The 10,499-nt window shown below is 63.5% G+C and carries 12 protein-coding genes; 7 read left to right on the forward strand and 5 right to left on the reverse strand.

The window, feature by feature from the left end; translation table 11 throughout:
- Nucleotides 1–164: 164 nt before the first annotated feature.
- On the reverse strand, nucleotides 165–392 hold the full coding sequence (locus FHS92_RS17775) for a hypothetical protein (RefSeq protein WP_007015868.1): 228 nt from the start codon (nucleotides 390–392) through the stop codon (nucleotides 165–167).
- Nucleotides 393–849: 457 nt separating this feature from the next.
- Here FHS92_RS17775 and FHS92_RS17780 point away from each other — a divergent pair, with 457 nt between their 5' ends.
- From FHS92_RS17780 to FHS92_RS18480, 6 genes are all read left to right on the forward strand, one after another.
- Nucleotides 850–1,143 (forward strand): ribbon-helix-helix protein, CopG family, encoded by a 294-nt coding sequence (locus tag FHS92_RS17780; protein ID WP_230487973.1) that lies wholly within the window; start codon nucleotides 850–852, stop codon nucleotides 1,141–1,143.
- Entirely contained in the window at nucleotides 1,130–3,574 is a 2,445-nt protein-coding gene (locus tag FHS92_RS17785) for an AAA family ATPase (protein WP_184081921.1), read from the forward strand. The genes FHS92_RS17780 and FHS92_RS17785 overlap by 14 nt, the downstream gene beginning before the upstream one ends.
- Complete coding sequence (locus FHS92_RS17790) at nucleotides 3,571–3,819, forward strand: hypothetical protein (protein WP_184081922.1); 249 nt, start codon at nucleotides 3,571–3,573, stop codon at nucleotides 3,817–3,819. The genes FHS92_RS17785 and FHS92_RS17790 overlap by 4 nt, the downstream gene beginning before the upstream one ends.
- Nucleotides 3,809–4,012 carry a hypothetical protein gene (locus tag FHS92_RS17795; protein ID WP_037486428.1) on the forward strand — a complete coding sequence of 68 codons (204 nt, stop codon included), beginning with the start codon at nucleotides 3,809–3,811 and terminating at the stop codon, nucleotides 4,010–4,012. Before FHS92_RS17790 ends, FHS92_RS17795 begins: the two co-directional genes overlap by 11 nt.
- 18 nt (nucleotides 4,013–4,030) lie before the next feature.
- Nucleotides 4,031–4,402 carry a hypothetical protein gene (locus FHS92_RS17800; protein ID WP_184081923.1) on the forward strand — a complete coding sequence of 124 codons (372 nt, stop codon included), beginning with the start codon at nucleotides 4,031–4,033 and terminating at the stop codon, nucleotides 4,400–4,402.
- Nucleotides 4,403–4,636: 234 nt separating this feature from the next.
- A complete protein-coding gene (locus FHS92_RS18480; RefSeq protein ID WP_246352104.1) occupies nucleotides 4,637–4,777 on the forward strand; it encodes a hypothetical protein in 141 nt (46 codons plus the stop codon).
- 10 nt (nucleotides 4,778–4,787) lie between these two features.
- Here FHS92_RS18480 and FHS92_RS17810 read toward each other — a convergent pair whose 3' ends face one another.
- A complete protein-coding gene (locus FHS92_RS17810; protein ID WP_425506267.1) occupies nucleotides 4,788–5,270 on the reverse strand; it encodes a type II toxin-antitoxin system YhaV family toxin in 483 nt (160 codons plus the stop codon).
- Nucleotides 5,267–5,590: a type II toxin-antitoxin system PrlF family antitoxin gene (locus FHS92_RS17815; RefSeq protein WP_037486419.1), complete on the reverse strand. Its 324-nt coding sequence runs from the start codon at nucleotides 5,588–5,590 to the stop codon at nucleotides 5,267–5,269. The genes FHS92_RS17810 and FHS92_RS17815 overlap by 4 nt, the downstream gene beginning before the upstream one ends.
- Nucleotides 5,591–5,862: 272 nt before the next feature.
- Between FHS92_RS17815 and FHS92_RS17820 the strand changes: the two genes are divergently transcribed.
- Nucleotides 5,863–6,069 carry a hypothetical protein gene (locus FHS92_RS17820; protein WP_065847131.1) on the forward strand — a complete coding sequence of 69 codons (207 nt, stop codon included), beginning with the start codon at nucleotides 5,863–5,865 and terminating at the stop codon, nucleotides 6,067–6,069.
- Between the two features lie 2 nt (nucleotides 6,070–6,071).
- Here FHS92_RS17820 and FHS92_RS17825 read toward each other — a convergent pair whose 3' ends face one another.
- Together FHS92_RS17825 and FHS92_RS17830 are read right to left on the reverse strand one after the other, a co-directional pair.
- Nucleotides 6,072–9,113: a conjugal transfer protein TraG N-terminal domain-containing protein gene (locus FHS92_RS17825; RefSeq protein ID WP_184081924.1), complete on the reverse strand. Its 3,042-nt coding sequence runs from the start codon at nucleotides 9,111–9,113 to the stop codon at nucleotides 6,072–6,074.
- A gap of 16 nt (nucleotides 9,114–9,129) precedes the next feature.
- Nucleotides 9,130–10,494, reverse strand: coding sequence for a conjugal transfer protein TraH (locus FHS92_RS17830; RefSeq protein ID WP_343056765.1), 1,365 nt, complete (start codon nucleotides 10,492–10,494; stop codon nucleotides 9,130–9,132).
- Nucleotides 10,495–10,499 lie beyond the last annotated feature (5 nt).

Genomic DNA, 10,499 nt, shown 5'->3' on the forward strand with positions numbered 1-10,499 from the left:
CATGGGACGAGATGGACACGGGCAACCTCCTTCACGACAAAGCGGGAAGGTCAGTCTGCCTCAATCAGCGCCAGCCCGCGCCCATGGGATCTTTTTTGCGTGTCCAGATAAAGCGCAGCCGAGGCATCGAGCCCCGGCTGCGCTGGTCTCTGCCGAGACCGGTTTCAGCTTGCCCGCAGGCGCTTCTCCGCTTCGTCCAGGCCGAGCTTTCCAAGAGCGGCGAAGAATGCTTCAACCCTCTCGAACGGAGCCTTGCCGAGCGCTGACTTCCTCAGCAGTTCGGCCATGGCGACCTGCTCGCTTTCCCGCAGCTTCGCTTCGCGCGCTTCCAGTGCACTCCGCTCCTTTGCGATCGCCTGTCGTTCTGCTTCGAGACTTCCTTTCCTGGCCATGATGATACCTCGTGGGTTGGCGCTGAAACCTCCCGTGCCCATCGTTCCAAGCCGCCACGACTTTGGCAAGACCTGCATCGCATATCTGGTCAGAAATAATCAGCCGCCGCTAAGTAAAATCCAGAAGAAGTCCGTCGCTCAATGCCAGTTTGAATACCCTTACCTATACAAACTAGAAACGCCTCAACCCACACAAAACGAAGGTTGCTGCATCAGGGGTATAGATGGCACACCCTACACGGCCTGACCGTAGTAAAACTGTCGGTGTTTTGCGGGCATGCGTTTGTCTGCCGCCGTATGACATATGTCCGACATCGTGGCGGACAACGCAAATGCGCCATTTAGGCGTCTGACACCGTCACACACCTGTAGTTCATGTCGCTTGACTTGCCAAGCACGGTCCAATCGCCTAGAAAGGTTGTCGCGCAATTCCCATCGGGCCCTCGCAGAGGGCTAGATGATGACAGACGAAACCCGCGTCTCCGTTCGCCTGCCAAGGCGGCTTGCCGAAGCGCTCGACAAGGCCGCCGAAGCGCAATCGGTCAACACTTCGATCATCCTGCGCGCCGCGCTCGAAACCTATCTCGGTACGCTAGCTGGCGCTGGCGATGCTGAGCGGCGCCGACAGTTTTCAGCCGAATATCTTTTCCTCGTCGCGGACCTGATCGCCCAGCGCGAATATCCCGACGTTCATAACGAACTGCTGATCGAAGCCGAACGCCGGATGGAGGCGCTCCATGGCGCGGCCTGACGCCTGGTCCGATCAGACCCGCCCGGGCAAACTGCTGCACCATTCCGCGCGCGGCACGACACCGCGCAACGCTGGAAACTTCACCCGCGGATCGCAGCTCATCACCCATGAATACCTGATGTGGTTCGCCTCTGCGCGGCTCCCTTTCCTGGTCTGGTTCTTCACCTTCCTGTTCGTGCTCTCGGTGGTCCTCGCGCTGCGGCTTCACGAACACGAAATCGAGATGATCCTGATGCGGATCTATGCCGCCGGTTGGGCCTTCATGGAGTTCTCGCCGAGCAAGGTGATCAACCTCACCGTGCCATCGGGCGAAGTGATCCCGGCGCCGATCTCGATGGTGGCCTCGCACCCCGATGTGGTGATCGCCTGGAACAAGCTGACGCGTGCGGTCCTCGGCTCGCTGTTCATTTCGTTGTTTATCGCACTGCCGCTCACGGTGTGGTTCGTCGATTATTCGCGGAAGCGCGGAAAGGCCATTCTGGAAGAGCGGCACCAGCGCGGTGCCATGCTGGTGGACGCGCCTGCGCTCGCCGCGGCCATACACGAACACAACCGCGCTGCGCTGATTGCTGAAGTTGCCGAGCGGCTCCCGGGAAAGTCGCTGGAGCAGGTCCTCGCCATGCCGCTCATGGAGCGCAAGGCGGCCGGTATCCACCACGCCTATACCATTGCGGGCGTGCCTTATCCCTGGCGGACCGAGCAAGCCCACGCGATGATGATCGGCTCGACCGGAACGGGCAAGACGACGCAGATGCGCGACCTCATCGAGCGCGCCGGGAGCGAAGGCTGGCAGCTCAATGCCGGACAGCTCGCCGCCGGCGTTGCCGTGCTGTCGGGCAAGGACCGCTTCCTCAACATCCAGGGTGTCGCGGGTGCGGGCAAGTCGACGCTCCTCGGCGCGCTCGACAAGGTGCTCGCCGCCGAAGGGGTCAAGCTCGTTGGCCTCGCCTTCCAGAACAAGATGGTTGCTGACCTTCGCGGTGGAGGCACGGGCGCGATGACTGCCGAGCAGATGCGCGAGGCCGGGATCGAAGCCTGGACGATTGCCAGCTTCGTCAACCGCTATGCCGGGCCCGCCGCGCAAGGCCAGGGCGAACGGTTCGAGACAGCGCGCACCGCGCTCCAGAACACGGTCATCATCACCGACGAAAGTTCCATGGTCTCCTCGCGCGACATGGCGAGCCTGACGATGATCGCCGAGCGGCTAGAGCTCGCCAAGGCTCCGTTCATGGGCGACCGCCAGCAGCTCTCGGCGATCGAGCAGGGCAAGATGTTCGCGGTATCCCAGGCCGCCGGGCAGGCGACAGTCAGGATGGATGAGAACATCCGCCAGAAGGGTTCGCCGCTGCTGCTCGCGGTGGCTGGCCTGTCGAACGAAGGCCATGCCGGTCTGGCGCTCGATCTCCTGGCGGCGCACGGCCGGGTGATCGAGGACAAGGCCGATCATATTGCCGCAGCCGCAGACCTCTGGTTATCGCTTGCTCCAGAGGAGCGCGCGCGCACAGCTATATTCACGGCGGGCCGCGACGACCGCACCCGGATCAACGGCCTCGTGCAGCAGGGCCTGCTCAAGGAGGGCAGCCTCACCGGACCTGGCGTCCCCTTCTCTACGCTGCAAAGCGCCAACGCCACCCGTGAGGAGATGCGCTTTGCCTCGACCTACCGGCCCGGCCAGGTGCTCGAAGCGCGGATGGACGTGCGCGAACTGGGGCTGAGGCGCGGCGAATATGACGTGGTGGTGATCGGCCGCGATGGCAAAGTGACGCTGGAGCGCGAGGGCAAGCGCAAGGTCATCGACCCCGACAGGATCGATCCGCAGCACCGTTTCGACCGGATCGGGCTCTACGACCGCAAGGACATTACCCTCCACGGCGGCGAGACGGTGTTCTGGCGCGAAAAGGATGCCGCCCGTGACATCGCCAAGTCGACCTATGCGACGGTCGTCTCGGCAACTGGGCACGCGGTGACGCTTGAGCTTGCCGACAAGCGCCAGCTCACCCTGCCCTCCAGTGATCCCATGCTGCGGCGGCTTGACCTGGGCTATGCGCTCAACGCGCACATGGCGCAGGGCATGACCCAGGCCCAAGCAATCGAGGTGATCTCTTCACGGCAGCGCAACCTCGCCACCCAGCGTACCCAGAACGTGCTCAATACCCGCGCGACCGACGACATGCGGGTCGTGACCAACGACCTCGAGGCGCTCAAGTTCCAGCTCGACCGGACGCCGGGCAACAAGACCTCGGCGCTCGAGACGGTCGGCAGGCTCGAGGTTGACGCGAGGCCCGCGAACCCGATCGAGCCTCGCCAGCTCCCCGAACTCAGGATGAGCCCGGAACTGAAGGCGAAGCTCGATGTTGTCCTTGGCCCGGTCGCAGCGGCGGCGGTGCGCCAGCTCCCCGTCCCGGAAAAATCACTGGGACTGGACCTGTGAGGCCCCAGCCCTTGTTTTCGCGTGAGCGGCGCACGCGCCTGTTCGATGGCTGCCAGGCGGCACTTGTCTGGCTGGCGGTGCTCGCCAGTGTTGTCGCCGATCGCGAGGTCGAGAGACTGGCGCTTGCTGCCATGGCAGCCGTGGCGCTCGCCGCAGCCTTCGTTGCGCTTTGCCCCGCGGCCCCAGCCCCGCAACCGCGAGCTGCATCAACCACAACCAGGGAGGACGAGAACCATGTCCTATGACCATCAGGAAATCGGCGACTTTGCCAACGAACGCGACGCTCAGGACTGGGCCGAGCGCAACGGCATCGATGTTCGCGACCTGCATCTGCGCGCGGTGCGCGGGCGCGGCGTGACCCTGAGCGTGCGCCGGTCGGCGCTCGGCGATTCTGCAACCAGCGACCTCTCCTACGGCCGCCGGACCGGCTTTTTCTAACCAAAGAGGAGATCACCCATGAAGATTTACCTGTCGCTGTCGCTGCTTGCCCTTGGTGCTCAGCCTGCCCTCGCTTCGTCGCAAATGGCCAGCAATGACACGGCCGCGATCGAGCCCGCCGGTTCGCTCGGTGATGCGCGCAGGCAAGAACTGCAGCGCGTCGCTGATGCCCTGTCGGCCGAAATGGGCACGAAGGCTGGCGCGACCACGCGCGAACCGGTGGAAGTGCTGAAGGCGCGGGTCAAGGCGATGAAGCGCCCTGCCCCGTCCGATGCGCCGCCGCCTTGCGAGGATTGTCCTGAAAAGGCCGCAGCGCCTCGCCCCAGTTCTGCCAGCCAGGAGCGCAACCACGACTGCATCGACTGCGTCGAGGAAGCGATCCTGGCCTGACCAGAAGGCGCGGTCCGGGCCGCCTCCCACCGGGCCGCGCCCATCATTCACGCAAGCCGGCACTGGGCAATGTTTGCTCGATCGGCTATCAGCGCAGGCGCCGACCGTGTTCCGGGCGGTATCCTCCAGCAAGACTGCACGCGCCAAGGCCCATGATGTCATCTCGCTCCCACGCCTCCAGGTTCCACGACGGCACTATCGAACCGGGTGCGCGCGGACCGATCCTGCGCGACGATGACGGGATGTGCTGGCGGCTCGGATTTTGTCGATGAAACCACTGCCAATGGGCTGAAGGGGCGCGTCCGCGTGCGCGGGCGCATCGTCGAGGTCGACCGGATCGAGGTCGAATACGTCGAGATACAGGACGGCGCCTGAGGCACTCAGATCAGCTTTCCGTAAGTGTCCGGCTTGCCCACAGCAGAGCCTCCCAATCCTCGGGCGGGTTGCCCTTCTCGAGCATGGACTTGAACACGGCATAGGCATCGGTCTTCGCGCCATAGGTGCGCAGCGTGTCGCTGTCGTTGACCCAAGCGAAGATGATGATCTTAGCGGCTGTCGAATAGCGGAAGAACAGGCGGAAGCGGCCATTTCCGAACTTTGCCCGAAACCAGTGCTTGCGCGCCGGACCCAGCGTCCCGCCCTGGCGGAATTCGGGGCGAGCGGGATCGATGGAGATCACCTCGAACATCAGTTTGCGGAGTGCTGTCAGAAGTTTGGCATTGGCAGTCGACGCGTATCCACCCGGATCCTTCTCGCGGGCGCGTTCAACCGCGAGCGTCAACTTCTCAAGCTGTTCGAGAAAAAGCGGATGAGCGTAAAGCGTCCAACCGTTGACCGTCAGCCCTTCAGGAATGGGTTTCTTCTTCAAAGGGCGACGTCGCCATCGATCGCGTCATCGAGATCGACCGGAACATCGGCGGTGAGCGCCGTGATGCGCGCTGCCAATTCGGGGCCAAGCGCCTTCACGGCCTCGGGATGACGCTTCAGATCGGCCGCCAGAAAGTTCAGGAAGCTGTCGATTGCCGGATCTTCGTTGTCGTCGGCCCGGCAGACGGTAACCCCCCCATCGCTCACGCGAAAGGCAATGCGGCCGCCATAGTCGACGCCAAGCGCCTGACGCACAGCCTTGGGGATCGTCGTTTGACCCTTGGCGGTGATGGTGCTGATTTCTTCGAGTGAGATCGCCATGATGCTCTCCATACCGGGGATTGGGGTAAGGAATAATTCTTACATTGTCAAGGTTCCCACTCTTGGATCGACAGAAATCAGTGTATTTTATTCGCCGCACATCATGCGGAGAATAGCCGTTCGAATGTCCGCATCTCCGCCGATGGGGGTGAGGCGATCGGCGCTTCGCGCCGAGGTTCGGTATGGGTGCGGGGGGCATACCCTTTTCCTGGCAGATCATTGAAAATCCGGCGAGAACCGGATATGATCTTGCCAGCGCAAGGAGCCCCGCCATGGACCACAATCGTTACGGACTGGATGGCTTGCCGCTAGCCTGCCGCCAAGCGAACACTGACCCTGTCACTGGTCTACCGTTGCCGAGGATTCCGCAGGCAGGTGCCTCAGACCAGATCGGCAACCCATACGTTTTGCCTACGGTGCTCGGAGGTATGGCAATCTTCCTGATCGTGTTCGCGGTGCAGTCCGGTATCTTGGGCTGACCCTATCCGCGCCGCCTGGCCACGTGCAGGTGATCCCGCGCCGGGTTGTCGGGGAACCTCTCGAAGTCGACCGCATAATTCGGGCCTAAGCGTTCACGCACGCGTTCCGCCCATTGTTCCCCCTGCTGGTCGGAGATGTTGTTCCCGCGGAAGTCGAGAGCCCGGTTGTCGTAGTGCGCCGAGCCGGATGCATGCTGGTTGCTGTCATTCCCGGAAGTTACCACCGGGCGCGGCAGCCCGAGCGCCCTTGCTTCCTCCGCCACCACGCCCATGGCCGGGACGAGATCACCGTCTATCCGGCCGAGACGCGCGCCACCCTTGACGCCCATGCCCAGTTCCCTCGCCAGCTTGGCGCCATCGACGGGGCCATCGGGGGCGGCAAGCAGCGTTCCACCTTCGAGGGACGAGGCCACGAGCGGCGGCGAGCGATCGGCAGGCGGAAGCGCTGCGTCTTGCGGCATGCCGAGATCGGCATGGCTGCCAAGCTTGCCCTGCCCGGCGATTGCAACGACGTCGCCCAGTTCGTCGATCCGGCGGTTCCTGAGGTCGCTCAGCAGGTCATCCATGATGTAGCTGATTGCCTGGTCGCGCCTTGCCATGTCGCGGTAATCGAGGCGGGGATTGGCAATGTCGGGCAGGTGCCACTCGGGGTGCTCGCGTTGCAGCGCCTCGTAACGATCCTGGATCAGGTTCGACATGTCGCTCGAGATCTGGAACCCGTGGCTTTGGGCATAGCTCGCTTCGCTCATCATCCGGCTGCCGATCTCGCGGTAGCGCGCGGCGGCGGCGCGGCGCTCCTGGGCTTCGGAGACCCGCCAGTCGGAGCCCTCGCTGTTGGTCCGGCTCTGGCTGGCATCGGTGTAGTCGGAGCTCTGGCTGAACGTGCCCGAAGATTGCACGTCGCCGCTGTTGCCGCTGACGACGACGCGGCTGCTGACATCCTCGGACTTGTCAGTGCCGCGGGTGACCTGCTTCGTTGCTGATCGTTCCGAACTCGTTCTGGCGTCGTCCCCCCATTCCCTTCTACCGTAGATCGAGGTGCCAAGCCCTGCGGAAACGCCGCTGCCTGCCAGATCCTTGCCTGGAGTCCCGACGGTTCCGTTAGCCGAACCTGTGAGTGAGCCGCCAAACGCCCTTTGATCGAAATTCCCGCTCGAACGGCTGTTCCCCTGCCGCAGGATCAGATCGTCGTTGGTCACCTCGCGCGTCGACTTGCCGGCCGAGCCTTCGACCATGACATTGCCGCCGACATTGTGGGTGTCGGACGCGCGTGACCCGCGTTCGCTGCGGCTTCCGGTCACCTGGCTGCTGGCGCTGACCGCGCTTCCAAAGGTTCCGCGTGTGCTGCTCCAACTCGCCGAGGTGCCGTTCTCGATCCGGTCGGCCTCATTGAGGTACCACTGGCCCTGATTTCGCAAATCGCTGGCATAGCCGCGCGTCATCGAAGCCTTGAACGGCAACTGCGAGATTGCTCCACTGGTGTCGAACACCCGCGCGCCGCTGCCATAGGCATGGGTCATGGCGCCATCGTCGCTTCTGAGGCCCATGTGGCTTGCACCCAAGGCCAGATTGGGGGCCTGGTTCCACTGCGCCATCTGGCGGTTGTTGGCGTTGAAGTTACCATGGCTGACATCGCCGAATGTGTAGTTGCCGGTAGTCCGCTCGAGCGCGGCAGCATCGGCTGCCCCTTGCGGCGCGCTGAGCATCGAGCCCATGTTCGAGGCGACCGACATGGTGCCGCGCATGACCATGAGCGCGAGCACCGGGACCGACATCATCAGGAACCCGGCCATCGTCGCGATGTCCTGGTTGACCGCGTCGATTCCCGCCCAGTTGGCGAGCGCAATCCCGCCCGCCGCCGCCGCATTGGTCTGTGCGGTCAGCCGGTCCATGATGAACATGTGGATGAGGACGTAGATCGGTCCCCAGGCGGCGAGGTAGAAGAAGCCGGCGAAGTAGCCCTTGAGCGTCGCGATGCCGCTTTTCGGGAACAGCAGCAGTGGGAAGATGATCGGGAAGAGCGCGTAGAACACGACCGTCAGCACGACGTTCAGCACCGGAATCCAGATCAGCCCCTGCTCGGCCGTGGTGGTCATAGCGTTGCGGGTCTGGGCATCGGCGCGCTGGAGCGCGAAGGAATCGCTGTCGGCATTGCCGAAGTCGAGCTGGGCGGCCTCGAAGGCATCGACCACGCTCTTCTGCTTGAGGAACTGGTTGCGCGGCATGGCGGCGCCGGTGAGCAGCTGCGAAATCACCGGCACGTCGGTGGCAAGCTTGGCCCCGGCGGCGGCCTGGCTGAGCTTGGGGTACATGGTGTGGGCAAAGGGCAGCGCATAGGCATTGATCTCGGCTTCCCACTGCCCGTCGATCAGCGTCCAGGCCTCGGCACAGGTCTTGCCCTCGATGTCTACCGAGCCGGCGCCGGTATCGGTCAGGTACTTCATGCCGCGGTTGGTCGCGGCATTGGCCCCAAGGTCGGCCCAGAGATCGGTAGATTCGCTGAGCAGCTTCAGACTCTTTGTGCCCAAGAGGATGTCGTAATAGGCGCATTGCTTGAGGTAACCGTCGAGGTTCGCCTTGAAGACGGGATTGCGGATCTCGAAGCCGCGCACCTTGTCCCACATCCGCGCGCCGTAGACGAAGCCGCCATTCGAGTAATTGAGAGCGGCGGGCATGACGAAGACCGTCTCGGCCGTGCGGGTAAAATAGTCGCTCACCTGGCTGGTGAATGAGGCCATGACGCCGAGCCCGATCGGCACATTGGCCACCGTGGCGGGGGCAAGCCCCGGATTGACGCGGTCGGTGACCTTGACGGTGACCGTCGGCACCATGAGCACGAGGTAGATCAGCGTAGACTGAATGAACCAGCGAAACCAGGCGCGCCAGTCGAGGTCCATGGCGGTGACGAGGAGCGCGTAGATCAACCCCATCACCATCACGACGCGGATCACCGACTTGAACCCGCCCGAACCGGTCCAGGCAGCGATGGCGTTGAAGGTATTGACGAGGTACTCGCCGCCGCCGACTGTGAAGACCTCGAGCATCGTGCGGTTACCGCCCCTACTGGACTTGGCTGCTCAGAGTGCGCGAGAAGCGCAGCGCCGCCGACATCTGCGGGGAAAGCTGGCTGCGCAGCGTCTTTTCGAGCATCTGCGTGCGCTGGATCAGCGCGAAGGTCTGGTCGAAGCGTGCCGAGGTGCGCGCCGCGAGGCCGAGGAAGTTGCGCCGGGTCTCGTAAAGTCCCTCGCGCCATTCGCGCAAACTATCGGCGTCCGCCCCGTTGAAGTCCGAGCGCGCGTTCACCGCCATGTCGATGAAGCGCATGGTCATGGTGGTGACGAGGTCGACTGCGACGATTTCGGAAAGGTCGTTGATCTCCTGGACGGAGATGCCGAACTCGGCCGCCGCGCTCACGGTGATGATTTTGTAGACGGGAACGCTTGCCATGCCGAGCAGCTGGACTTCGGCCGGGGTGAGTGAAGCGCCGGGATCGCGGACCTTGAGGGCCATGCTTTCGATCAGCGCGCGGACCTTGGCCTTCAAAGCCACATTGGGTCCGATCACCAGCGAGGTCTCGGTGGGAGCCATGCACTTGGCCGTGTCCGATCCGCAGGACCAGACCTTGTGCGGCGCGGCCGAAGTGCCGTCGAGCATGGCGCTGATCAGCGCGGAGTCCGCCGGGCCGATGAACTGGACCCGCGGTTTGCCGCCACTGCCGTTGGGATCGTAGATCACGGTCCCGACCAGCGTCATCAGGAACTCGCGGAACTGGGTGTCGAAACCGCCGTACTTCTTGCCGAGCGCTTCCCAGGTGTAATTGTTGGGCATCCCGGCCTGTTCCTTCATGTCGGGATCGGAATTCGCGCTCTTCAGGGCCTCGCGCTGCCCGCCATTGTTGCACTGCTGGCGCGCCCGCGCCCAGTCGGCGACCGCACCCTGGCTGTTGGCGATTGCCTCGCAGATGACCGACGAGGCGGTGTCCGAGGTCGGCCAGAGCCCGCCGACCAGCGCCTGCGCGGTCTCGCAGCTCGAAATGTTCATCTGGTTCATCTGCTGCACCTTCTGGGCAAGCTCATCCATGACCTTGCCGATCTCGGGCGAGATCGTGTCGATCGCGAGCTTGAAGGCGAAGCCGAGCGCATTGTTGGCCGTGGCTTTGAGCATCGCGACCAACTCGGCGGTGTTGATGAACGAGAACGAGCCGGCAAACAGGTCGATGCCGCCGCAGCCGGCGCGTGCGTGCGGCAGCTGGATGTTGAAGGGCTGGATGTTCTTCTGCGGAAAGCGCGACCACATGGCGCCGCCCGAATAATAGCCCGCCGACTGGCCCTGATAGGCCCAGTCGGCCCGAAGCTGCGATTTTGGCCAGGTTGAAGAACGAACACTGAACGCTTGATTGATTCTACCAGGACCGTTGCTGACCACCGACC

The organism is Sphingobium subterraneum, from assembly GCF_014199435.1.
GTDB lineage: Bacteria > Pseudomonadota > Alphaproteobacteria > Sphingomonadales > Sphingomonadaceae > Sphingobium > Sphingobium subterraneum.

Bases quoted from the DNA above. Each gene is read 5' to 3' on its own strand.
- FHS92_RS17795 (WP_037486428.1), top strand. From the start codon at position 3,809: ATGTCCTATGACCATCAGGAAATCGGCGACTTTGCCAACGAACGCGAC.
- FHS92_RS17815 (WP_037486419.1), bottom strand. From the start codon at position 5,590: ATGGCGATCTCACTCGAAGAAATCAGCACCATCACCGCCAAGGGTCAA.
- FHS92_RS17775 (WP_007015868.1), bottom strand. From the start codon at position 392: ATGGCCAGGAAAGGAAGTCTCGAAGCAGAACGACAGGCGATCGCAAAG.
- FHS92_RS17825 (WP_184081924.1), bottom strand. From the start codon at position 9,113: ATGCTCGAGGTCTTCACAGTCGGCGGCGGCGAGTACCTCGTCAATACC.
- FHS92_RS17785 (WP_184081921.1), top strand. From the start codon at position 1,130: ATGGCGCGGCCTGACGCCTGGTCCGATCAGACCCGCCCGGGCAAACTG.
- FHS92_RS17800 (WP_184081923.1), top strand. From the start codon at position 4,031: ATGAAGATTTACCTGTCGCTGTCGCTGCTTGCCCTTGGTGCTCAGCCT.
- FHS92_RS17820 (WP_065847131.1), top strand. From the start codon at position 5,863: ATGGACCACAATCGTTACGGACTGGATGGCTTGCCGCTAGCCTGCCGC.
- FHS92_RS18480 (WP_246352104.1), top strand. From the start codon at position 4,637: ATGACGGGATGTGCTGGCGGCTCGGATTTTGTCGATGAAACCACTGCC.
- FHS92_RS17780 (WP_230487973.1), top strand. From the start codon at position 850: ATGATGACAGACGAAACCCGCGTCTCCGTTCGCCTGCCAAGGCGGCTT.